The following is a 21,428-nucleotide window of genomic DNA, read 5'->3' as shown; positions in this document are numbered from 1 at the left end:
CTAAAGCATATCTGTAGCTTACCCCTAGCATCAGATATACTAGGGGTATATACCTTCCTTGCTTAAGCAGGCCCGCCTATGTCAAAAAACACACCAACGTCAGAAAATACGACAGCGACAACCACTGTTGATCCTTTTGCCGACCGAGAGTCGAAAAATTACGATAACCCAGTACCAAGCCGAGAGTTCATTATTTCGTTTCTAACAGACGCGAATATTCCGATGAACCGCAACGATCTATTCGAAGCTTTGGGTCTTGCTGGAGAGGAACAATATGAAGGGCTGCGTCGTCGTTTGCGTGCAATGGAGCGTGATGGACAGCTTATCTTTACTCGTCGTCAGTGCTACGCATTGCCTGAGAAGATGGAACTGATCAAAGGCTATGTGATTGGTCATAAAGACGGTCATGGTTGGGTTCGCCCAGACGGCAGTGTGGGTAAAGACAATGATATCGTGCTGCCGCATCATCAGATGAAAACCATCATGCACGGTGATTACGTATTGGTTCAGCCTACTGACAACAGTAAACGTGGTCGTCGTGAAGGTCGTTTGGTTCGTGTTCTTGAAGAGCGCAAAACGCCACTTGTTGGTCGCTTCTTCCTAGAATATGGCCATTCTTACGTGGTTGCTGATGATTCGCGTATTAGTCACGACATCCAGATCCCTACTGAGCATAAAGGCGGTGCTCGAATGGGTAATGTGGTTGTGATTGAAATTACGGATCGTGGTGGTCGTTCTCGTAACATGATGGGTAAAGTGACCGAAGTTCTTGGTGAAAACATGGCGCCGGGTATGGAAACGCAGATCGCGATCCGTACTCACCAGATCCCACAAGAGTGGCCTGAAGCGGTAGATAAGCAAATCGAAAACCTAGGTGAGCATGTTCCTGAAGAAGCAAAAGAAGGACGTGTAGACCTGCGTAAACTGCCATTGGTTACCATTGATGGTGAAGATGCGCGTGACTTCGATGATGCGGTTTACTGTGAAGCGAAGAAAGGCGGCGGCTGGCGTCTATGGGTAGCGATTGCTGACGTAAGTTACTACGTTCGCCCAGATACAGCGCTAGACAAAGAAGCGATTAACCGTGGTAACTCGGTATACTTCCCGTCACAAGTCGTGCCAATGCTGCCAGAAGTGCTTTCAAATGGTTTGTGTTCATTGAACCCTCAGGTAGACCGTTTATGTATGGTGTGTGAGATGACTATCTCAGACAAAGGTAAACTGTCAGGCTACAAGCACTACGAAGCGGTAATGAATTCTCATGCTCGTCTTACTTATAACAAAGTAGGCGCGATCTTAGATGGCAATGAAGAATTACGTGAGCGTTACGAACCTGAAGTACCACATCTTGAAGAGCTTCATAAGATGTATAAGGTGCTTAAGAAAACGCGTGACGAACGTGGTGCGATTGAATTTGAAACGGTAGAAACTAAGTTTATCTTCAATGCGGATCGTAAGATTGACCGTATTGAGCCAGTAATTCGTAACGATGCACACAAGATCATCGAAGAATGTATGATTCTTGCGAATATCGCATCGGCATCTTACGTAGAAAAAGCGAAAGAGCCTGCGCTGTACCGTGTTCACGAAACTCCGGGCGAAGAGCGCTTAATGGGCTTCAAGAGCTTTTTAAGTGAATTAGGTTTAACACTGGAAGGTGGTCTGTCGCCATCACCAGTAGACTATGCACAACTGATGCAACAGATTAATGAACGTGAAGATCGTGAATTAATCCAAACTATGCTGCTACGCTCAATGAAGCAAGCGGTATACAACGCGGATAACGCGGGTCACTTTGGTTTAGCTCTTAAACGCTATGCTCACTTTACCTCGCCAATTCGTCGTTACCCAGATTTGCTATTGCACCGTGCGATTAAGTACCTTATTGCGAAAGAAGAAGGTCGTAACAGCGAACGTTGGACGCCAACTGGTGGTTACCACTACACTTTCGATGATATGGACTTCTACGGCGAGCAGTGTTCAATGACTGAACGTCGTGCTGATGACGCAACGCGTGAAGTAAACGACTGGTTGAAGTGTGAATACATGCAAGACCATGTCGGTGAGGTGATGGATGGTGTGATTGCCAACGTGACTGGTTTTGGCTTCTTTGTTCGTCTAACTGAACTGCACATTGATGGCTTGGTACACATCTCAGCGCTAGCGAATGATTACTACCAATTGGATGCTGTTGGTCAGCGTCTAGTGGGTGAAAGCTCAGGTAATATCTACCGCTTGGGTGATTCGGTTAAAGTGAAGGTTTCTGCGGTTAATTTAGAAACTCGCCAAATCGACTTTGACTTAGAAGACACTGATCGTCAGCCGCGTGGCAAAGGCAAAACAGCCAAGAAGCGTGCAGCCGAAGCGATGAAAAAGGCGAAAAGCAAGAAGCGCTCAGCAGTGAAGAGTAATAAGCCAGGTGTATCAGCGAAGCCTATGGTTGAGCCAACTAAGCGACCTGACGGAAGCAGCGAAGGCCCTGCTAAGAAGAAAAAGCCAGCGAATAAAACCGGTGCTGCTAAAGCTCGCGCTAAGAAAAAGCGTGCTGCAAGCCGTAAGCCAAAGGCTGATAACTCTTAAGGCTGATAGATCTTAAGGCTAAATAAGGCGCTCTGCTAATCAGGTTTAGCGCCTACTGATTTAGTGTGAAATGACTTTAATGCGAGAGTATCAGGCACAAGACGCTACTCTCGAAATGAACAACACAGAGGTGGATGCATCGGCATTGATGTCATTCATCTCTGAGCAATAAGAGTAAGTTGAGACAATGAGTAACGAATTTATTTACGGTATTCACGCGGTGAAAGCCGTACTAGAAAAAGATCCTGCACGTTTTATCGAAGCGTATGTATTGAAAGGTCGCCAAGACGAGCGTCTTCTTCCATTACTGAACCAACTGCAACAGTTTGGTGTGTCGATTCAACAGATGGGTCGTAAGCCGTTGGATGAAAAAGCACAAGGTGCGAATCACCAAGGTCTTATTGCTAAGGTGAAGCCTGCTAAGCAGCTTAATGAAACTCACCTAGACGATATCCTAGCGCAGCACGAACAGCCTTTGCTGTTAGTTCTAGACGGCGTAACAGACCCTCATAACCTAGGCGCTTGTCTACGTAACGCGGATGCCGCAGGTGTCGCTGCTGTTATCGTACCTAAAGATCGCTCTTCGCCGTTAACAGCAACGGTAAGCAAGGTTGCATGTGGCGCAGCTGAAACGGTTCCTCTCGTGCGCGTAACCAACCTAGCTCGCACAATGCGTGCACTGCAAGAGCAGGGCGTATGGTTTGTGGGTACGGCAGGTGAAGCAACGCATGATATCTATCAAGCGAAGCTAACGGGTCCTCTTGCGGTAGTTATGGGTGCAGAAGGTGACGGTATGCGTCGTTTAACTCGTGAAACTTGCGATGATCTGATTAAGATTCCAATGGCAGGTAGCGTATCGAGCTTAAATGTTTCTGTGGCGTCGGGTATTTGCCTGTTCGAAGCGGTAAGACAGCGTTTAGCTCAGTAATGCGTTAACGCTGCTTTAAGTCTATGAATTTATTAGCGCTCACCACTTGCTGGTGGGCGTTTCTTTTTAGGCTGTTATAGCAAAATCCATCGGTTTGTCGGATGGCTAGATGGCGACAGAAAAACTGTTTCATTATTCACCAAATAGCGCTTGCCAATACCGGGTTCTTTCTATAACATTTGCCGTCCTTAAAACTCGGTCATTTATCTTTAGTTCCTTGCTTCCTCTGGACGACCGGGCCACTCGTGGAAGCTAATAATCCGTAAGGAGCAACCAAATGCGTCATTACGAAATCGTATTCATGGTTCACCCTGATCAAAGCGAGCAAGTTGCTGGCATGATCGAGCGTTACACTGGTTCTATCACTGAAGCTGGCGGTACTATCCACCGTCTAGAAGACTGGGGTCGTCGTCAAATGGCTTACCCAATCAACAAGCTTCACAAAGCTCACTACGTTCTTATGAACGTTGAAGCTGGTCAAGAAGTGATTGACGAGCTAGAAACTGCTTTCCGTTTCAACGATGCAGTTCTACGTAACATGATCATGCGCACTAAAGGCGCTGTGACTGAGCAATCTATTATGCTTAAGCAAAAAGAAGAGCGTGCAGAGCGTGCTCCTCGTCGCGAAGAGCGTACAGAAGCTAAACCAGAAGCAGCTGCTGAGTAATTCTTTTTTGGCTTAACGCCTTAAAAAATTCTCAACTTGTTTTAGGTCATTGATAGTTATTTCGATAATTGTGAAAGACCGCTTTACTAAATTTAAGATCAGGAGATAGCCCATGGCTCGTTTCTTCCGTCGTCGTAAATTCTGCCGTTTCACTGCAGAAGGCGTACAAGAGATTGACTACAAAGACGTAGCAACTCTTAAAAACTACATCACTGAAGCTGGTAAAATCGTACCTAGCCGTATCACTGGTACAAGCGCTAAGTACCAGCGTCAACTAGCTCGCGCTATCAAGCGTTCTCGTTACCTAGCTCTACTACCGTACACTGACAAGCATCAGTAATCGGTAATAGTTAATAATAGTTTAAGAGGACTAAGATAATGCAAGTTATTCTACTTGATAAGATCGGTAACCTAGGTGGCCTTGGCGACCAAGTAAACGTTAAATCTGGTTACGCTCGTAACTTCCTTATCCCACAGGGTAAAGCAGTTATGGCAACTAAAGACAACGTTGCTATGTTCGAAACTCGTCGTGCTGAACTAGAAGCTAAAGTTGCTGAGCAACTAGCTGCTGCTGAAGCTCGTGCAGAGAGCGTTAACACTCTAGAAGGCGTTACAATCGCTTCTAAAGCTGGTGACGAAGGTAAACTATTCGGTTCTATCGGTACTCGTGACATCGCTGACGCTATTACAGCGGCAGGTGTTGCAGTAGCTAAGAGCGAAGTACGCCTACCTGAAGGCGCTCTACGTAACATCGGCGAATTCGAAGTAAGCATCCAACTTCACTCTGAAGTTTTTGCTACTGCGAAAATCGCTATCGTTGCAGCTGAGTAATTTCAGTACCAAGACGAATTCTTTCTTTTGAAAGTTTTAAACACCAGCTTCGGCTGGTGTTTTTTTATGTCTGGAATATAGGAAAGTACAAGGAAGGGCTACAGTAGGTAAAAAGCTTACGGTGATCCATAAGCTGTTATTGCTGAACAAGTTGTTCTCAAGGTTAGAGGTGGCCTAAGATTAGAACTGGAAGAGCAAGTTGATCGATAGAACAGAGTCTTGTTTGCTTAAGCCTTCAGGCACTTTATCGTGGTACTGGCGAGAGTGAGCGATCTTCAGCGCGATATTGTCAGTAATATCGTTGATGGCTTCTAACTCAGTATCAAACTTTAGGTTACTGTGACCAGAGACAAGCGTCACGTCTGCCTTGAGCTGCAAATTCTTCAACACCTGCCATGACGTATTCACGTTGCCACGGAAAATTGCCTCTTCAACAATCTCTGGGAAGATGATGTCATCATCGTCGATCTCATCGAGGTTTGGCTCTTGGTAACGAAAACCTGGGCCCACTTCGACTTCCAATACAAACTCTTCGGTATTCGAAAACTGGTAACCCAGACCACTCGAAATTGTGTAGTCCTTAAAGTAAGCACTGTATCTCGAGTCGACTCCTTTGAAACTGCCGTAAAGGTAGGTTTTAGGGCTTAACTTGTAGTCACTCTGAGCTGAGTAAGTCGATTGCCTTTTATCTTCTTCGCCATCTTTGTAGAGGTTGTAGTATTTCCATTCACCACTGGTTCTATGACGGCCAGCCGTGTACTCACCGTTAAGGCGTGCGTTAAGCGCTCGTGAATCAGAGTTACCAGTATGCGACTGATATCCAAATTCGACTTCCGTTTTTAGCGGGCTCGGTAGTTCTGTATCACTTGTATCACTCGGTGCGATATCCATATCTTTTTCTTCAGGTGTCGGTGCAACGACGATCGGCTCAGAAGTAGGTTCTGAAACTACTATAGAGTCGAGAATAGAATCAACAGAGGTATTAGCATCAACAGAGGCTTTAGTATCATCAGCTAAGGCCAACGGAGTGATCAGGAGACCGATGCTTAGAAGACTAGAGCTCAGAAGACCAGTGCTCAGAGCCAATAATTTGGACACGCATACCTCTAGTTATACAGTGAGTGAATGGCAGGATCGTAATGCTACCCTTGGTTAATTCCGTCAGCAATAGGTAAATTCTTCCTGAAGAATAAAACAAACTCATAGGATCGGATTACAAACGGATGTTCTTGGGTATAATGAACGATCATTATTAGTTATTGAGTGTAGTCATAGTGGATACCAAAAGTCAGAAATCAGCCAACGATCAGGTGGACGCCATCAAGGTCCCGCCACATTCATTAGAAGCTGAGCAATCTGTTATTGGCGGTTTGTTATTAGATAACGAACGCTGGGATACAGTTGCCGAAAAGGTTGTGGCCAAAGACTTTTATAGCCGTCCTCACCGTCTGATCTTTGAAGCGGTAAAGGATATCCTTGAAGAAAGTTCTCCTCTGGATCTTATTACACTCTCTGAACATTTAGAGCTGCGTGAGCAACTTGAAGAAGTGGGTGGCTTTGCTTACCTTGCTGACTTAGCGAAAAACACACCAAGTGCCGCAAACATCAATGCGTATGCGGATATCGTAGCGCAACGTGCACTTGTTCGTAGCCTGATTGGTGTCGCGAATGAGATTGCTGATTCTGGTTATGACCCTCAAGGTCGTACTTCGGAAGAGCTGGTTGATCTTGCTGAAAGTAAAGTCTTCGCGATTGCCGAAGGCCGTGCAAGTGAAAACGAAGGTCCACAAAACGTTGATAGCATTCTAGAGAAGACGCTAGAACGTATCGAGATCCTATACAAAACGCCGCAAGATGGTGTGACAGGTGTCGATACTGGCTTCAACGACCTCAACAAGAAAACAGCAGGTCTACAAGGCTCTGACTTAATTATTGTTGCTGCTCGTCCATCGATGGGTAAAACCACATTTGCGATGAACTTGTGTGAAAACGCGGCGATGAAGCAAGACAAACCGGTTTTAATCTTCTCGCTAGAGATGCCAGCCGAACAGCTGATGATGCGTATGCTTGCGTCACTTTCTCGCGTAGACCAAACCAAGATTCGTACTGGTCAGCTAGATGATGAAGATTGGGCTCGTATCTCGTCGAGTATGGGTATTCTGATGGATAAGAAGAATATGTATATCGATGACAGCTCGGGTCTAACGCCAACAGAAGTGCGTTCTCGTGCTCGACGTATCGCTCGTGAACACGATGGTATCTCTATGATCATGATAGATTACCTTCAATTAATGCGTGTACCTTCGTTATCTGATAACCGTACTCTTGAAATCGCCGAGATTTCTCGCTCATTGAAAGCGTTAGCAAAAGAGCTCAACGTTCCGGTTGTGGCACTTTCTCAGCTTAACCGTTCCCTAGAGCAACGTGCTGATAAGCGCCCAGTAAACTCGGATTTGCGTGAATCAGGTTCGATTGAGCAAGATGCCGATTTGATCATGTTCATCTATCGTGATGAGGTTTATAACCCAGATAGTTCCTTGAAAGGCATTGCTGAGATCATCCTTGGTAAGCAACGTAACGGTCCGATCGGTTCTGTTCGTCTTACGTTCCAAGGCCAACACTCCCGATTTGATAACTATGCAGGCCCTGCATTTGATGATGAGTAATCGCTAATGACTTACATGAAAGCGGCGACGGCGAGCATTGACTTAAACGCGCTCGAACATAACCTGAACCAGATAAAGTCGAAGGCTCCTCAGTGCAAGGTCATGTCTGTTGTGAAAGCCAATGGCTACGGACACGGCTTACTGCATATAGCCAAGCATTCAAAAAGCTCTGATGCTTTTGGTGTGGCGCGTATTGAAGAAGCGTTACAACTTCGTGCTGGTGGCATTGTTAAACCTATTTTGTTGCTGGAAGGATTTTACTCTTCGGGCGATTTGCCAATCTTGGTGACCAATAACATTCAAACGGTGGTGCATTGTGAAGAGCAATTAAGCGCGCTAGAGAATGCGGATTTGGAAACACCCGTTGTGGTATGGCTAAAAGTCGACAGTGGTATGCACCGATTAGGTGTTCGCCCTGAGCAATACCAAAACTTTGTTGAGCGTTTGCATCAATGTGCGAATGTTGCCAAACCTCTACGTTACATGAGCCACTTCGGTTGTGCTGATGAACTGGATAGAGCAACCACCGTTGAACAGACAGAGCTTTTCTTGTCGCTTACTGAAGGTTGTGAAGGGGAGCGTTCACTTGCTGCCTCTGCGGGTTTACTCGCTTGGCCAGACAGCCACCTTGATTGGGTTCGTCCGGGAATCATATCTTACGGTGTCTCTCCGTTTGTTGATAAATCAGCGCAAGAGCTTGGATTTTTGCCTGTGATGACCCTGACCTCACACCTAATTGCCGTTCGCGATGTGAAAGCCGGTGAAAGTGTGGGTTATGGCGGAAACTGGACCAGTGAACGTGATACCAAGGTTGGTGTTATCGCGATTGGTTACGGTGATGGTTATCCTCGTACTGCACCTAACGGTACTCCAGTGTTCGTTAACGGTCGAAAAGTACCGATCGCAGGACGTGTGTCAATGGACATGCTAACGGTTGATCTAGGCCCTGATGCGGCAGATAAAGTCGGCGATGAAGCGACTCTGTGGGGTAAAGATTTACCTTCAGAAGAAGTGGCTGAACATATCGGCACTATCGCTTACGAGTTAGTCACTAAGCTGACTTCGCGTGTTGCGATGGAATATGTGAAGTAATCATGGATCTTGATAAGTAAATTATGTTCAAGCGAACGACTCGAAGCTGGCTAATGTCTGCAATGACATTACTCGGTGTCAGCTTTTCTTCTTCCGCTGTGAGTGAAGAAAAAGATTCAGCCTTTGTTCCTTTCTACTTCAGCACCGAAACCATGGGTAACACCTTTGGGGTTGCGGGTGTCGCAAAGGGTGTTTGGCAACCTCAAGCCGCTCTGTTTGGTATGGCACTCTATTCAGACAAAGACAGTTACGTCGGTTTTCTATCGGCTTTTAACTATGCCTTGTCTGAGAACGTATTGTTTAGCACTCAGATGTATCAAGCGCGCTTCAACGACAACCCGTATTACATTGGTTCTCAAGGCGATAATGATTCATCTATCGATGACAAAACCATTGCTGATGGCTTAGAGCAAAACTATCAGTTTGAGTTTAAGTATTTGCTACCTTTGGGCAACGTTGCAGAACACGGTTTACTCGGTGCTTTTCAGCCAATCAAAGATGTGAGCTTTGCTTCGCCAATCGAATCGGGTGTCAGTTCGATTCTATTTACGCCTTTTTATACTGCTCGTGAGTTGGAAGGTTTAAATAATACCGAAGAGGCAACAGGCTTTAGTTTGGCGTTTGATTGGGATAACCGTGATAGCACACGCAACCCGACCAGAGGTTCTCACACTAACCTTGAGTTCACCACTGGCGCAGAGAGTTGGTCTAACGATGACTTGTGGCTTAAGTGGACCTTCCAAAATAGCCAGTACTTTGCTTTAGGTCCTTTAGGGGACTTATTCGATCAACAAGTTTTAGCATTTGATTTCTATACCGCTGACACGCCAACGTGGGATAACTGCTCTGGGCAAGATTGTGCTCGCCCACCAGAAACGGAGCAAGCTCGATTGGGTGGCTTGTATCGTTTACGAGGTTATACCGGAGGTCGTTATCACGGTCGCTCTGCAGTTCATTATTCTGCTGAGTATCGAGTGCTCCCAGATTGGCAGCCACTCGGTGATATTCCGCTGATCAACTACTACGACCTGCCTTGGTGGCAATGGGTCGCATTCGCCGAAGTAGGGCGTGTGGCTGATGAGTACGATATCAAAGAATTGCACACCGATATGAAATGGAGCTTAGGCGGCGCGGTTCGTTTTCAAGTGGAAGGCATTGTTGTTCGTGCAGAATTAGCGCGAGGCGGTGATGAAGGAACCTTTAGGGTTATGATAAACCAGCCCTTCTAAAGCTTTCGGCCTACAGTAGGCCAAATACTATCTTGATAAGAGTGGTCGTGGAAACACACCACTCTTTTTTATTAACAAGATATTGTTTTTATTAAGGAGATCTTGTTTTCAAGCAGTCTACTCACCTTGCATCGTAGCAATCACAGTTCGGCTTCCACCACAATCTCGGTGCTCTCCTAAGTAAATGCCCTGCCATGTACCTAAAGCTAAACGACCATTGCTAATTGGTATTGTCACACTGGTGCCAAGTGTCGATGCTTTAATGTGGGCAGGCATGTCATCATCACCTTCATAGGTGTGTCTGTAGTAGGGCGCTCGCTCGGGTACGAACTTATTGAAGTGTGATTCCATGTCGCGGCGAACCGTCGGATCGGCGTTCTCATTGAGTGTGAGGCTGGCAGAAGTATGTTGAAGAAAAAGATGTAATAAACCAACAGATAGAGAATTGATATCGTTTATCTGTTGTTCAATTTCATCAGTAATGAGATGAAATCCACGCTTTCGTGCATTTAGGTGTATAGTCTTCTGAATCCACATACGCCATCCTTTATAATGTGTTTGGAAAAAAAGTGGTTTAACGCTATCTTTTGAACTTGAATTTATCAGCTATCGCTCACATTTAATTATGTTAGAGCCTGAGTCAGCATCGATCTCTCTATCAGGAAATCGAATCCTGATTTATCTCAAGGTGGCGCTCTTCATATACGGCATAATACGTCGTGAAAAAAAATTACAAAGAATCTTTCAGTGGTGATGCGGTCTGGTCATCATAGAAAAATATAAACTTTCGCCTAATCGGGGGTTCTATTCATCACTTAGGTGACGTCTAGAATAAAACCTACAGTAATATCGGGATAGATACCATGTTGAAAAATATCAACCCAACGCAAACACAAGCGTGGAAAGCTCTAACTGCACATTTTGAGTCTGCTCAAGATATGGATATGAAAGAACTATTTGCTCAAGATGCAAAGCGTTTCGAGAGCTTTTCTACTCGTTTCGGTTCGGACATCTTAGTGGATTACTCTAAGAACCTTATCGATGCTGAAACTATGCAGCACCTATTTGCTCTTGCAAATGAGACTGAAGTTAAGTCTGCAATTGAAGCTATGTTTAGCGGTGATGCAATCAACAAGACTGAAGGTCGTTCAGTACTTCACACTGCTCTACGTAATCGTAGCGATAAGCCAGTAATGGTTGATGGCAAAGACGTAATGCCAGCAGTTAATGCAGTACTAGCAAAAATGGAACTGTTCACACACCGTATCGTTTCTGGTGAGTGGAAAGGTTACACCGGTAAAGAGATCACTGATGTTGTCAACATCGGTATCGGCGGTTCGGATCTTGGTCCATACATGGTGACTGAAGCACTAACGCCATACAAAACTCGCCTAAACATGCACTTCGTTTCTAACGTAGATGGCACTCACATCGTTGAGACACTTAAGCCTCTTAACCCAGAAACAACGCTATTCTTAGTGGCATCTAAAACATTCACGACTCAAGAAACAATGACTAACGCGCACTCTGCACGTGATTGGTTCTTGGCTGAAGCGGGTGACAACGCACACGTAGCTAAACACTTCGCAGCACTATCAACTAACGCAACTGCGGTCGCTGAGTTTGGTATTGATACTGACAACATGTTCGAATTCTGGGACTGGGTTGGTGGTCGTTACTCACTATGGTCTGCAATCGGTCTTTCTATCTCACTATCTGTTGGCTTCGATAACTTCGTTGAGCTACTAGAAGGTGCTCACGAGATGGATAACCACTTTGCTTCAACTGAGTTTGAAAGCAACATTCCAGTAATCCTTGCGCTTATCGGTATTTGGTATAACAACTTCCACGGCGCTGAGTCAGAAGCAATTCTACCTTACGATCAATATATGCACCGTTTTGCGGCTTACTTCCAACAAGGCAACATGGAATCGAATGGTAAATTTGTTGACCGTGACGGCAATCCAGTAGAATACCAAACTGGTCCTATCATCTGGGGTGAACCAGGTACAAACGGTCAGCACGCTTTCTACCAACTGATTCACCAAGGCACTAAGCTGATCCCATCAGACTTCATTGCTCCTGCTATCAGCCACAACCCAGCATCTGATCACCACCAGAAGTTGATGTCTAATTTCTTTGCTCAAACTGAAGCACTAGCATTCGGTAAGACAAAAGAGACAGTGGAAGCTGAATTCCTAGCGGCTGGCAAAACAGCTGAAGAAGTGGCTGAGCTTGTACCTTTCAAAGTATTTGAAGGTAACCGTCCAACGAACTCTATTCTTGTTAAGCAAATCAACCCTCGCTCTTTAGGTAACCTAATCGCGATGTACGAGCACAAGATCTTCGTTCAAGGCGTTATCTGGAACATCTTCAGCTTCGACCAATGGGGTGTAGAACTTGGTAAGCAACTAGCAAACCAAATTCTTCCAGAGCTTGCTGACGATGCTCAAGTAACGTCTCACGACAGCTCAACAAACGGTCTAATCAACGCATTTAAAGCGCTTAAAGCTTAATTGAGTTGATAGCACCAAAAAAACGCCAACCTTCGGGTTGGCGCTTTTGTATCTGTATAGCAAGCATTGGTTAAATCGCAGGTAATAAAAAAGGCTGGCATGATGCCAACCTTCTTTGAGTTGATACTCAGTACTGCTAGAAATAAACAGCTGTTATTCGAAACAGATCTCGATGAAAGCATTACCCCATTGAGATGAGAAAGGCATGATGATGATTGCCCCATCACACTTGTGACGAATCGTATGACCTTTACCGGAAACCACGATTGGTGTTGCCATATCGAAGTCAAAACCGCTTTCCGCAAGAATACGTTTCGCACCGCCAGTCACCATGTTAGTGATTTCACCCACCATATCGGTCACTTCTTCGTTGAGGCCGTTTGGTCGTTCACCAAGCATGTTTTCCATGATTTCGAGAGCGAGACCTTCATCAAAGGTGATCGACATAGAGCCACGAGATTGTGTACCCACCATACCAATTAGGCCGGATACATCACCACGAGCGATTTCATCTTTCTTAACTCTCGGTTTTTGTGGCTTCAATTCTAGAGAAGCCATCGTTTTTAATACGTTCATCAAAGAAGCTAAAAACGGGTTTACAAATTCAGCGCGCATAATGTTCTTCTATAATCTTATTCTTTCATCTCGGAGGAGCAAGATTGGCAAATGCCATGCGATTCAATGACATGATTCGTCAATTGAAAGCCATGCTTCTCAGCGTTACTGGCGAGTAGGGTGACAAGCGCATCGTCCTGCAGTTCTATCACAGTGCCACATTTATCGCAGATCAGTAGTTGGGAGAAATGTTTGTTGGCATTGCAAGAGCAGCAGCATATGAAGCTATTGGTTGACTCAACTCTGTGAATGAAACCTTGCTCCAACAAGAAATCCAAAGCGCGATATACTGTAGGTGGCTTGGCTTGCGGTTCACTGACTTTCAACTGCTCTAATAATTCATAAGCACTGGAGGCTTTTTTATTAGAGAGGATGAGCTCAAACACTCGCTTTCTTTGAGGTGTTAATCTAACGCCTCGCGATGCGCATATCCCTTCAACTTGCTCTATTAATGTGTGGTCCAAATTTTTCACCATTCAATCGGACATCCCTAATCAAACCCTATTTCTAGGTTACTACGTTTTGGGAGCCAATGATTTCTATTAAAGTCAGGTACAGAGCGTATTGTGACCCACGACTTTGAATAAGACAAGGTAACTCAAAATGACAGTGTGACTCAAGGCATAACTGATTAATGAGGTTGAATTAGAGATCTGGTGAATAGGTTTATAAAAAAGTATGAGGTAAAGTTCATATAGCACAAACAGGGCATAGCATTTACAATAGCCGACCTTGCTTTTGCTGGGTATTCCAGCATATTTTTTTGACTCGCTACCAGGGTACTTTACCATGACACATTCATGTAGATTGTCTGTCGCTCCAATGCTCGATTGGACTGACCGCCACTGTCGTTACTTTCACCGTTTGCTTTCTCAGCAGACTCTTCTGTACACGGAAATGGTAACAACGGGCGCGATCTTACATGGTAAGGGCGACTTCCTAGAATATAACGAGCAAGAACATCCTCTTGCACTTCAACTCGGTGGTTCAAACCCGGTTGATCTTGCTGCTTGTGCCAAGCTTGCTGGTGAACGCGGTTATGATGAAGTGAATCTTAACGTAGGTTGCCCTTCAGACCGAGTTCAGAATGGTCGATTTGGTGCATGCTTGATGGCTGAGCCCGAGTTGGTGGCAGATTGTGTTTCAGCGATGAAAGAAGTCACTGATATTCCAATTACCGTGAAAACGCGTATCGGTATCGATGACCAAGACTCTTATGAGTTTCTAACTAAGTTTGTTTCGACGGTTTCTGAAAAAGGTGGCTGTGAGCAATTTACTATTCACGCGCGTAAAGCGTGGTTGAGTGGCCTTAGCCCGAAAGAGAACCGTGAGATCCCACCGCTAGATTATGATCGTGCATACCAAATCAAGAAAGATTTCTCTGATCTGGTGATTGCCGTGAATGGTGGCATTACTACTCTTGAGCAAACTAAGGAGCACTTGCAACACCTTGATGGTGTGATGATTGGTCGTGAGGCTTACCATAGCCCATTTATTTTGGCTGAAGTTGATCAACAGATCTTTGGTTTAGACACACCAATTAAGAAGCGCTCACAGGTTGTCGAAGAGATGTACCCGTACATCGAGCGTGAACTTTCAAATGGCGCAAGCTTAGGTCACATATCTCGTCACATGCTTGGTTTGTTTCAAAGCATGCCTGGTGCAAGACAATGGCGTCGCTACATCAGTGAAAACGCACATAAGAAAGGTGCAGGTATTGAAGTGATGCAAACAGCATTGGCTAAGATCCCTAAAGAGCTAAATGTTTAAGCTCCCTCTAAGTTAAAAACTTAAGGTTAAATTCGCCACTAGAGGTTAAATTTACCACTATAAGTTTCCGAAAAGCCACGCATGAAGATGTGTGGCTTTTTATTTATCTGATAAATAAGGATTTTATAGGGTTGGCATACTTGGTATGGAAGCTGCAATGTTAGAAAGTAGGAAAGATAGGTCATTAACTCATTAGGGAGACCATTATGTTTGAATTAATATTTGTTCTTATTTTCGTTGCGACTCTACTTGTCACTGGTATTACGTTTATGACGGTATTGGCTGCAACCGGAGTGGCGTTATTAGTCATGTTGGTCTTAGGTATGATGGGCGTCGTGTTTAAGTTACTGCCTTGGTTGATCGTGATTGCAATCGGTGTGTGGTTTTTCAAAAATTTTGTACACAGTTCTAACCAGAGACGTTACTAAGGTCATCGTGCCGTCAAATCTTTACTCGTCAGCGGTTTATCGTTTTAGAATTTAAGATGTGTGGTAGAATTTTCCCCAATAATCTATGAATGTGCATACAATTAGCACTACGATATGGAATTGGAGCTATCTCAAATGAATAAAATGCCATTAATTGCTTTAGTGGGAATGCTATCTTTAAGTTCAGCAGTGTCTGCTGAAGAAGAGTTTTCTTACACGGCTAAAGTCGGTGCCGATATGTGGTGGGGAAGTACAAAGCTAAACGAAGTTAGACAAGATGACGATTCTAACTCACCTTCGTTGTATTTCGCATTTGAGCATAATGCCCCGATGCTACCAAACGCTAGCTTTCGCTATACTTCTGTTGATGCAGATTCATTGGCTTTCGATAAGTACGACTACACCTTCTATTACACGTTGTTAGATCACAAGCAGATGAACTTCGATGCGGGTGTGACGTTTACTCAATACTCAAACTCGAATTACATTGAACCAAAAGCAACAGGTGCGAAAACATCGACGTTTGATGAGTTCACGTGGAGCTTCTACGGTAACGCAGAGATCAATGTGCCGGACACTAACTTCGATATCATTGGTACGATGGAGTTCGGTGATAGCAGTGGTATTAAGAGCACTGACTTGATGGCGGGTGTTCAGTACCGAATTCCAGTATCAGAATCTGAAATTGCCCTGCGTGGTGGTTACCGTGTTATCGATTTAGATTCGGATGAGTTCTTTAGCTCAGAATTAGGCAAGAGCTTTGTCATGGTCGATGGTTGGTTTGCTGGTGCTGAAGTGCGCTTCTAGGCCATATAAAGCAAATTTAGAACGAATTTTAAGAACGCCACTTTATTAAGTGGCGTTTTTTTATATCTATTGATTATATCTTTCTGGAATTAGTTAGCACATTCATCACTTTCGACCATCCTTAATACAGAGAGCCAATTTGCGTCTATTCTTATAAGGTCTATGTAGTGAGGTCAAAGCAAGGGATGGAATATGACACTCAATGAATTACGAAATTTATATAGAGAAAATCTGTTAGTTGAAGCGATCATAGAGCCCTCAATTCAAGAAGGGTCTTGGGTTGTGGAGTTTCGCCATATGGGAGGTGGCTTTGTTCTGCTTACTGATGTTCATGGTGAAGAGTGCCATTACGCGGATTTAGACCTAGCATCTAAATCGGCAATGGCGGTTGGCTTTCAGCAAGTGCGTATTGAAAACCAGTAAGTCAATTTGCGTTTCAATCGGTTTTTACTTCCAAAAAGTTATAAAACATACTTTTCTATTCTTTCTTGTTATTAAAAGGAGTGGTTAATCTATCGTCACGCAATGATTAGGGATGTCGTGACCATGTCTTTAAATAAGAAAGAGTCTTCACAAAATAATAATGCACAGTCTGGGGCTAATGAGTTACCTGGGCTAGCAGCACCACTTAATGACCAACAATTGGGTCATCTTCAGCAAACTGTTTCTGAACTGTCTTCACAGCAACAGGCATGGGTCAGTGGTTACCTTTGGGGAGTGAGCCAAGCTCAGCCTGTCGGTGCTGCTGCGCCAATCGCTCAAGCGGCCGCTGCAGTAGCGGCTAAGCCAGCGGGTAAGCTCAGCATTATCTTCGCTTCTCAAACCGGTAATGCTAAAGGCGTCGCTGAATCGCTCGAGGCAGAAGCAAAAGCCTTAGGTATCGCCGTCGAGCTTTTCGATGCGAGTGATTATAAAGGTAAGAACTTAGCCAAAGAGACACACGTCATTTTCGTCGCTTCAACCAATGGTGAGGGCGAAGCCCCTGATAACGCGATTGAGTTGCATGAATTCCTTCAATCGAAGAAAGCGCCAAAATTATCAAACCTACAATACGGTGTGATTGGTTTAGGTGACTCAAGCTATGAGTTCTTCTGCCAAACGGCTAAAGACTTCGATAACTTCCTCGCTAAGCTTGGTGCGAAATCGTTTGTCGATCGCCTTGATTGTGATGTTGATTACGAAGAATCAGCAACGGAATGGCGCGCTAAAGCATTAGAGCAAGTAAAAGAGACGCTATCGACAGGTGCCGAGGCTGATATCGTTCAGTTACCAGTAGGCCAAGCAGCTGCCGGTCATTCGCAATACACCAAACAAAATCCATATACAGCGACACTATTAACCAGTCAAAAGATCACGGGTCGTGACTCGGGTAAAGATGTTCGTCATATCGAGATTGATCTTGATGAGTCGGGCATTACCTACCAACCCGGCGATGCGCTAGGCGTATGGTATGAAAACAGTTCAGAACTCGCAAATCAGATTCTTTCTAAGGTTGGGTTATCGGGTATCGAAAGTGTCGATGTCGATGGTGAGAATCTATCTATCCATAGTGCGCTAGTGAGTAAATTTGAGATTACCACTTCAAACCCTCAACTTGTGACTAAGTTTGCTGAGTTATCGGGCAGCAAGAAGTTAATCAAGCTGGTGGAAGATAAAGACAAGCTTCGTGAATACGCGGGTAATACTCAAGTTGTCGATGTTTTAGCTGAGAAGAAAACTAAGCTATCGGCTGATGAGTTAATTGGCCTGTTACGTAAGCTGACACCGCGTCTCTATTCTATTGCATCAAGCCAAGCAGAAGTAGATGAAGAAGTTCACTTGACGGTTGGTTTGGTTGAATACCAAAAAGGCGAAGAGTCTCGTTTAGGCGGAGCTTCTAGCTTCTTAGCTCAACGTCTTGAAGAGGGTGGTGAAGTGAAGGTGTTTGTTGAGAACAACAATAACTTCAAATTACCACAAGACGACAATACACCAATCATCATGGTCGGCCCGGGTACCGGTATCGCACCGTTCCGCAGTTTTGTTCAAGAGCGTGAAAACAATGATGCTGAAGGAAAAAGCTGGTTGTTCTTTGGTGACCGTACCTTTACTCAAGATTTCTTATACCAAGTTGAATGGCAAAAGTACCTCAAGTCTGGCGCGCTAACTAAGCTCGATGTTGCCTTTAGCCGTGACCAAAAAGAAAAGGTTTATGTTCAGGACCGTTTAATCGAACAAGCAGAGCAGGTGTGGCAATGGCTGCAAGAGGGCGCGTACCTCTATGTCTGTGGCGATGCGACTCGAATGGCTAAAGATGTTCATGAAGCGTTAGTTTCGATAGCGGAAAAGCATGGCAACCAGAGCCGCGAGCAAGCTGAACAATATATTAATGATTTACGTAAAGCGAAACGTTACCAAAGGGATGTGTACTAATGAGCAAGCAAGTAATAGAGCAAGAAGTGCTAGGTCAAGTACTTGGACCTTTGGCTGACAATGAGCGTCTTAAGCGTGAAAGTAATAACCTACGCGGTACGATTGAACAAGATCTCCAAGACCGCATAACAGGTGGCTTTACTGCTGATAACTTTCAGTTGATTCGTTTCCACGGTATGTATCAACAAGACGACCGTGATATTCGTAACGAACGTACCAAACAAAAGCTCGAACCGTTACATAACGTCATGCTTCGTGCTCGTATGCCTGGTGGCATCATTACCCCTAAGCAGTGGTTGGCGATTGATAAGTTCGCAGACGAAAGTACCTCTTACGGTTCAATTCGTCTAACAACTCGTCAAACGTTTCAGTTCCACGGTGTCTTGAAGCCGAACATTAAGTTGATGCACCAAACGCTAAATAGCATTGGCATTGATTCAATTGCGACAGCGGGTGATGTAAACCGAAATGTTCTATGTACGACAAACCCGGTTGAATCTGAACTTCATCAAGAAGCTTACGAGTGGGCGAAAAAGATCAGTGAACATCTATTACCGAAGACTCGTGCTTATGCAGAAATCTGGTTAGATGGTGAAAAACTAGAAACAACGGATGAAGAACCTATCCTTGGTAGCAACTACCTACCGCGTAAGTTCAAGACGACGGTTGTCATTCCTCCGCAAAATGATGTGGACGTCCATGCTAACGATCTTAACTTTGTTGCTATTGCTGAAGACGGAAAGCTGGTGGGCTTTAATGTGTTAGTCGGTGGCGGTCTTGCTATGACACATGGTGATACCTCTACTTATGCACGTAAAGCTGACGACTTTGGTTTTGTGCCATTAGATAAAACGTTAGATGTAGCAGCGGCGGTGGTAACGACTCAGCGTGACTGGGGTAACCGTTCAAACCGTAAGAATGCAAAAACCAAATACACACTAGACCGTGTTGGTATTGATGTATTCAAAGCAGAAGTAGAAAAGCGTGCAGGCGTAGAATTTTCTGAAAGCCGTCCTTATGAGTTTACTGGCCGTGGTGATCGCATTGGTTGGGCGGAAGGCATTGATGGTAAGCACCACTTGGCGTTATTCATCGAGAATGGTCGTTTACTTGATTTTCCGGGTAAAGCTCTGAAAACAGGTGTTGCTGAAATAGCGAAGATCCACAAAGGTGACTTCCGCATGACTGCAAACCAAAACCTAATTGTTGCGGGTGTGTCGACGAGTCAAAAGGCCAAGATTGAAAAACTGGCGCGTCAATATGGCTTGATGGATGATGCTGTTTCAGAGCAACGTAAAAACTCAATGGCGTGTGTGGCTTTCCCAACATGTCCTTTAGCAATGGCAGAAGCTGAGCGCTTTCTTCCTGAGTTTGTAACGGATGTTGAAGACATTCTGAAAAAACATGGATTACCAGAAGAAGATAACATCATCCTTCGAATCACAGGTTGTCCAAACGGTTGTGGTCGTGCAATGTTGGCTGAACTTGGTTTAGTGGGTAAGGCTCCGGGGCGTTACAACATGCACCTAGGTGGCAACAAGGCCGGAACTCGTATCCCTAAGATGTATAAAGAGAACATCACATCAGCTCAGATCTTAGAAGAGATTGATGCGCTGGTGGGACGTTGGGCTACAGAACGCAACGACAAAGAAGGGTTCGGTGATTTTACAATCCGAGCTGGCATCATCGAAGAGGTGATCATTTCCAAGAGGGATCTGCATGCATAATTCTGTCGCTTCAAAATTGAAGTTAGCAGAGCTACTCGCATTGACTAAGACGGAGCAAATACTTCGTCTTGGACAAATCAACGCAGAGTTAGAGCAGCTAACCGCATTAGAAAGAGTTAAGTGGGCTTTAGATAATTTAGAAGGGACACATGTTGTGTCTTCTAGTTTCGGAATCCAAGCAGCATTGATGTTGCACCTAGTGACCCAAGCAAAACCAGATATTCCGGTTATTTTGACTGACACAGGGTATCTATTTCCGGAGACCTATCGCTTTATTGATGAGTTAAGTCAGAAGTTGACTCTAAACCTTCAAGTCTTTCGCGCCCAACAGAGCCCTAATTGGCAAGAAGCGCAATATGGAAAACTTTGGGATCAAGGTATAGAAGGGATAGAGAAGTACAACAAGCTTAATAAAGTTGAACCGATGAGAAGAGCGTTGGATGAGCTCGAGGCTGGGACATGGTTTTCCGGTTTAAGAAGAGAGCAATCTCAATCGCGTGCAAATTTGCCAATCTTATCTATCCAAAATGGTGTGTTTAAATTTTTGCCGGTAATCGATTGGACGAATAAAGATGTTCACTATTACCTAGAAGAGCATGGTCTCGGTTATCACCCGCTTCGAGAGCAGGGTTACCTTTCTGTTGGAGATACACATACAACTAAGAAGTGGGAACCGGGTATGACTGAAGAGGAAACTCGTTTTAATGGGTTGAAACGCGAATGTGGTCTCCATGAAGATGATGGAGAGCAATATGGTTCTGGGATTTAGACTCGTTGCCATTTAAAAAGCTGCCATGAGGCAGCTTTTTTGTTTTCTAGGATGAAAATTAGATCAATTGTGGATAAGTCTGTGGTTATTTTGTAAGTACTCTGTAGTTAAACTTGCACAAATAAGACTTTGAGTGTTTATTCGCCATGTAATCGTTATTTTTGCATCTTTCTTTAATAAACACTTGCCAATGTGATGAACATCTCTATAATGCCGCCTCACTGACACGGCAGACGCCACAAGGCTTCAGCGAGAAATGTTAGTAAGGCAACTAGCTTTAAGCGATGATTCGCTTCTACTTTTAGAAAGTAGGAATTAATTCCAAATAAGTGTTTGACACTGAGAATTAAATCGCTAGAATGGCCGCCTCTTCCGAAGTGATGTAAGTCAC

General features: G+C 44.6%; 20 protein-coding genes. 16 read left to right on the top strand and 4 right to left on the bottom strand.

Annotated elements, in window-relative coordinates; all coding sequences use genetic code 11:
- Positions 1 to 78: 78 nt before the first annotated feature.
- From rnr to rplI, 5 genes are all read left to right on the top strand, one after another.
- Complete coding sequence (rnr, locus tag AB4185_RS13055) at positions 79 to 2,580, top strand: ribonuclease R (RefSeq protein WP_372135527.1); 2,502 nt, start codon at positions 79 to 81, stop codon at positions 2,578 to 2,580.
- A gap of 187 nt (positions 2,581 to 2,767) precedes the next feature.
- On the top strand, positions 2,768 to 3,508 hold the full coding sequence (gene rlmB / locus AB4185_RS13050) for a 23S rRNA (guanosine(2251)-2'-O)-methyltransferase RlmB (RefSeq protein WP_017063180.1): 741 nt from the start codon (positions 2,768 to 2,770) through the stop codon (positions 3,506 to 3,508).
- Positions 3,509 to 3,785: 277 nt separating this feature from the next.
- Positions 3,786 to 4,175 carry a 30S ribosomal protein S6 gene (gene rpsF / locus AB4185_RS13045; protein WP_004741278.1) on the top strand — a complete coding sequence of 130 codons (390 nt, stop codon included), beginning with the start codon at positions 3,786 to 3,788 and terminating at the stop codon, positions 4,173 to 4,175.
- 112 nt (positions 4,176 to 4,287) lie between these two features.
- Complete coding sequence (rpsR, locus tag AB4185_RS13040; protein WP_000090472.1) at positions 4,288 to 4,515, top strand: 30S ribosomal protein S18; 228 nt, start codon at positions 4,288 to 4,290, stop codon at positions 4,513 to 4,515.
- A gap of 38 nt (positions 4,516 to 4,553) precedes the next feature.
- Positions 4,554 to 5,006, top strand: coding sequence for a 50S ribosomal protein L9 (gene rplI, locus AB4185_RS13035; RefSeq protein ID WP_010434182.1), 453 nt, complete (start codon positions 4,554 to 4,556; stop codon positions 5,004 to 5,006).
- A gap of 180 nt (positions 5,007 to 5,186) precedes the next feature.
- On the opposite strand, the gene AB4185_RS13030 is transcribed toward rplI, so the two are convergent.
- Positions 5,187 to 6,104 (bottom strand): DUF481 domain-containing protein, encoded by a 918-nt coding sequence (locus AB4185_RS13030; RefSeq protein WP_372135526.1) that lies wholly within the window; start codon positions 6,102 to 6,104, stop codon positions 5,187 to 5,189.
- 176 nt (positions 6,105 to 6,280) lie between these two features.
- On the opposite strand from AB4185_RS13030, the gene AB4185_RS13025 reads away from it, so the two are divergent.
- The 3 genes from AB4185_RS13025 to AB4185_RS13015 are packed head-to-tail and all read left to right on the top strand — an operon-like array spanning position 6,281 to position 9,993.
- Complete coding sequence (locus AB4185_RS13025; RefSeq protein ID WP_016767560.1) at positions 6,281 to 7,672, top strand: replicative DNA helicase; 1,392 nt, start codon at positions 6,281 to 6,283, stop codon at positions 7,670 to 7,672.
- Between the two features lie 6 nt (positions 7,673 to 7,678).
- Positions 7,679 to 8,764 carry an alanine racemase gene (gene alr / locus AB4185_RS13020; RefSeq protein WP_017065624.1) on the top strand — a complete coding sequence of 362 codons (1,086 nt, stop codon included), beginning with the start codon at positions 7,679 to 7,681 and terminating at the stop codon, positions 8,762 to 8,764.
- A 23-nt stretch (positions 8,765 to 8,787) separates the two neighbouring features.
- Positions 8,788 to 9,993: a BamA/TamA family outer membrane protein gene (locus tag AB4185_RS13015; protein WP_372135525.1), complete on the top strand. Its 1,206-nt coding sequence runs from the start codon at positions 8,788 to 8,790 to the stop codon at positions 9,991 to 9,993.
- A gap of 117 nt (positions 9,994 to 10,110) precedes the next feature.
- Here AB4185_RS13015 and AB4185_RS13010 read toward each other — a convergent pair whose 3' ends face one another.
- Positions 10,111 to 10,530: a secondary thiamine-phosphate synthase enzyme YjbQ gene (locus AB4185_RS13010; protein WP_372135524.1), complete on the bottom strand. Its 420-nt coding sequence runs from the start codon at positions 10,528 to 10,530 to the stop codon at positions 10,111 to 10,113.
- Positions 10,531 to 10,856: 326 nt separating this feature from the next.
- Between AB4185_RS13010 and pgi the strand changes: the two genes are divergently transcribed.
- Positions 10,857 to 12,509, top strand: coding sequence for a glucose-6-phosphate isomerase (gene pgi, locus AB4185_RS13005; RefSeq protein ID WP_372135523.1), 1,653 nt, complete (start codon positions 10,857 to 10,859; stop codon positions 12,507 to 12,509).
- Positions 12,510 to 12,662: 153 nt separating this feature from the next.
- Here the strand turns inward: pgi and AB4185_RS13000 are convergent, their stop codons facing one another.
- Both AB4185_RS13000 and zur read right to left on the bottom strand, forming a co-directional pair.
- Positions 12,663 to 13,124, bottom strand: a complete 462-nt coding sequence (locus AB4185_RS13000) for a chemotaxis protein CheX (protein ID WP_017059940.1) — start codon at positions 13,122 to 13,124, stop codon at positions 12,663 to 12,665.
- Positions 13,125 to 13,141: 17 nt separating this feature from the next.
- Complete coding sequence (gene zur / locus AB4185_RS12995) at positions 13,142 to 13,600, bottom strand: zinc uptake transcriptional repressor Zur (protein WP_017059941.1); 459 nt, start codon at positions 13,598 to 13,600, stop codon at positions 13,142 to 13,144.
- A 313-nt stretch (positions 13,601 to 13,913) separates the two neighbouring features.
- Here zur and dusA point away from each other — a divergent pair, with 313 nt between their 5' ends.
- The 7 genes from dusA (at position 13,914) to AB4185_RS12960 (ending at position 21,037) form a co-directional block, all read left to right on the top strand.
- Positions 13,914 to 14,894 carry a tRNA dihydrouridine(20/20a) synthase DusA gene (gene dusA, locus AB4185_RS12990; RefSeq protein WP_017063186.1) on the top strand — a complete coding sequence of 327 codons (981 nt, stop codon included), beginning with the start codon at positions 13,914 to 13,916 and terminating at the stop codon, positions 14,892 to 14,894.
- Between the two features lie 206 nt (positions 14,895 to 15,100).
- Positions 15,101 to 15,322, top strand: a complete 222-nt coding sequence (gene pspG / locus AB4185_RS12985) for an envelope stress response protein PspG (RefSeq protein WP_017059950.1) — start codon at positions 15,101 to 15,103, stop codon at positions 15,320 to 15,322.
- Between the two features lie 135 nt (positions 15,323 to 15,457).
- Positions 15,458 to 16,129 (top strand): TIGR04219 family outer membrane beta-barrel protein, encoded by a 672-nt coding sequence (locus AB4185_RS12980; protein ID WP_102333451.1) that lies wholly within the window; start codon positions 15,458 to 15,460, stop codon positions 16,127 to 16,129.
- Positions 16,130 to 16,321: 192 nt separating this feature from the next.
- Positions 16,322 to 16,552, top strand: coding sequence for a hypothetical protein (locus tag AB4185_RS12975; protein ID WP_004735813.1), 231 nt, complete (start codon positions 16,322 to 16,324; stop codon positions 16,550 to 16,552).
- Between the two features lie 123 nt (positions 16,553 to 16,675).
- Positions 16,676 to 18,541 (top strand): assimilatory sulfite reductase (NADPH) flavoprotein subunit, encoded by a 1,866-nt coding sequence (locus tag AB4185_RS12970; RefSeq protein ID WP_372135522.1) that lies wholly within the window; start codon positions 16,676 to 16,678, stop codon positions 18,539 to 18,541.
- A complete protein-coding gene (gene cysI / locus AB4185_RS12965) occupies positions 18,541 to 20,268 on the top strand; it encodes an assimilatory sulfite reductase (NADPH) hemoprotein subunit (protein ID WP_065584776.1) in 1,728 nt (575 codons plus the stop codon). Before AB4185_RS12970 ends, cysI begins: the two co-directional genes overlap by 1 nt.
- On the top strand, positions 20,261 to 21,037 hold the full coding sequence (locus AB4185_RS12960; protein WP_017059954.1) for a phosphoadenylyl-sulfate reductase: 777 nt from the start codon (positions 20,261 to 20,263) through the stop codon (positions 21,035 to 21,037). Before cysI ends, AB4185_RS12960 begins: the two co-directional genes overlap by 8 nt.
- Positions 21,038 to 21,428 lie beyond the last annotated feature (391 nt).

The sequence above is a fragment of the Vibrio sp. 10N.286.48.F5 genome, from assembly GCF_041469785.1.
GTDB classification, from domain to species: Bacteria; Pseudomonadota; Gammaproteobacteria; order Enterobacterales; family Vibrionaceae; genus Vibrio; species Vibrio crassostreae_C.
The sequence above is the reverse complement of the archived record's forward strand: the minus strand, read 5'-3'. Positions and strand labels throughout refer to the sequence as shown.

Bases quoted from the DNA above. Each gene is read 5' to 3' on its own strand.
- rnr (WP_372135527.1), top strand. From the start codon at position 79: ATGTCAAAAAACACACCAACGTCAGAAAATACGACAGCGACAACCACT.
- rlmB (WP_017063180.1), top strand. From the start codon at position 2,768: ATGAGTAACGAATTTATTTACGGTATTCACGCGGTGAAAGCCGTACTA.
- rpsF (WP_004741278.1), top strand. From the start codon at position 3,786: ATGCGTCATTACGAAATCGTATTCATGGTTCACCCTGATCAAAGCGAG.
- rpsR (WP_000090472.1), top strand. From the start codon at position 4,288: ATGGCTCGTTTCTTCCGTCGTCGTAAATTCTGCCGTTTCACTGCAGAA.
- rplI (WP_010434182.1), top strand. From the start codon at position 4,554: ATGCAAGTTATTCTACTTGATAAGATCGGTAACCTAGGTGGCCTTGGC.
- alr (WP_017065624.1), top strand. From the start codon at position 7,679: ATGACTTACATGAAAGCGGCGACGGCGAGCATTGACTTAAACGCGCTC.
- AB4185_RS13015 (WP_372135525.1), top strand. From the start codon at position 8,788: ATGTTCAAGCGAACGACTCGAAGCTGGCTAATGTCTGCAATGACATTA.
- AB4185_RS13010 (WP_372135524.1), bottom strand. From the start codon at position 10,530: ATGTGGATTCAGAAGACTATACACCTAAATGCACGAAAGCGTGGATTT.
- pgi (WP_372135523.1), top strand. From the start codon at position 10,857: ATGTTGAAAAATATCAACCCAACGCAAACACAAGCGTGGAAAGCTCTA.
- AB4185_RS13000 (WP_017059940.1), bottom strand. From the start codon at position 13,124: ATGCGCGCTGAATTTGTAAACCCGTTTTTAGCTTCTTTGATGAACGTA.
- zur (WP_017059941.1), bottom strand. From the start codon at position 13,600: ATGGTGAAAAATTTGGACCACACATTAATAGAGCAAGTTGAAGGGATA.
- dusA (WP_017063186.1), top strand. From the start codon at position 13,914: ATGACACATTCATGTAGATTGTCTGTCGCTCCAATGCTCGATTGGACT.
- pspG (WP_017059950.1), top strand. From the start codon at position 15,101: ATGTTTGAATTAATATTTGTTCTTATTTTCGTTGCGACTCTACTTGTC.
- AB4185_RS12980 (WP_102333451.1), top strand. From the start codon at position 15,458: ATGAATAAAATGCCATTAATTGCTTTAGTGGGAATGCTATCTTTAAGT.
- AB4185_RS12975 (WP_004735813.1), top strand. From the start codon at position 16,322: ATGACACTCAATGAATTACGAAATTTATATAGAGAAAATCTGTTAGTT.
- AB4185_RS12970 (WP_372135522.1), top strand. From the start codon at position 16,676: ATGTCTTTAAATAAGAAAGAGTCTTCACAAAATAATAATGCACAGTCT.
- cysI (WP_065584776.1), top strand. From the start codon at position 18,541: ATGAGCAAGCAAGTAATAGAGCAAGAAGTGCTAGGTCAAGTACTTGGA.
- AB4185_RS12960 (WP_017059954.1), top strand. From the start codon at position 20,261: ATGCATAATTCTGTCGCTTCAAAATTGAAGTTAGCAGAGCTACTCGCA.